General features: G+C 49.6%; 1 protein-coding gene. It reads right to left on the bottom strand.

The window, feature by feature from the left end; genetic code table 11:
- Nucleotides 1–19: 19 nt before the first annotated feature.
- Nucleotides 20–553, bottom strand: coding sequence for a DinB family protein (locus ACFSB2_RS26715; protein WP_377946295.1), 534 nt, complete (start codon nt 551–553; stop codon nt 20–22).
- Nucleotides 554–653 lie beyond the last annotated feature (100 nt).

The raw sequence follows: 653 nt of genomic DNA, 5'->3' as shown, positions 1-653 counted from the left end.
GGGTTATCCGATAATTGCTTCACCTCAGAAAGCGATGAGCACGGCGTTTGATCGCACTGATTTGGAATGTGTGCCCAGCTTCGTGCTCTACCAGATGGAAAACCGCCCATTCAGGCGTCACCTCATATTCAACGTCCGCTGGGTTGCGTATACGCCGCCAATCATTTAGCGTGATCTGGCGAAACGCATCAAGGAAGATCGATCGACTTCGTACAAGCCGACCAAGGTGTTCCTTCAGTGAGACATTGGCGACACGTGTAAGCCGATTATTGGACCTACCCATGTCAAATGGGAAGTTGTTCTTGACCTCAGGCGGGAACTCCTCCTCGAAAATGTCTAAATAGAGCCACGACATCTCGACGAGCGCAATGTGGTAAAGCAATGTGCCGATGGAGTTGTCCTGTCCGTCCGGTCCTTCCCAATCCAGAGTGACTTGATCAAGACCCTCGACTAGTTCCAACGTTCTGCTCCGAGTTATCTGCATCGCCCACAACCAACGGCCAATCTCATCAGGATATCCTGGTAAAGGGGCGACGTGCAGTACCTTACTCATTTTCTCGTCCTCCAATTTACCGTCTCGCTATAAAAGTAGAGCCCGGCAATTTCCACGAATACTACATCAGTTTAAGGTAGAAATCATATTGCAGATAGCT

This window comes from Alicyclobacillus fodiniaquatilis, assembly GCF_042678105.1.
GTDB lineage: Bacteria > Bacillota > Bacilli > Alicyclobacillales > Alicyclobacillaceae > Alicyclobacillus > Alicyclobacillus fodiniaquatilis.
This window is presented reverse-complemented; position numbering and strand designations above follow the sequence as displayed.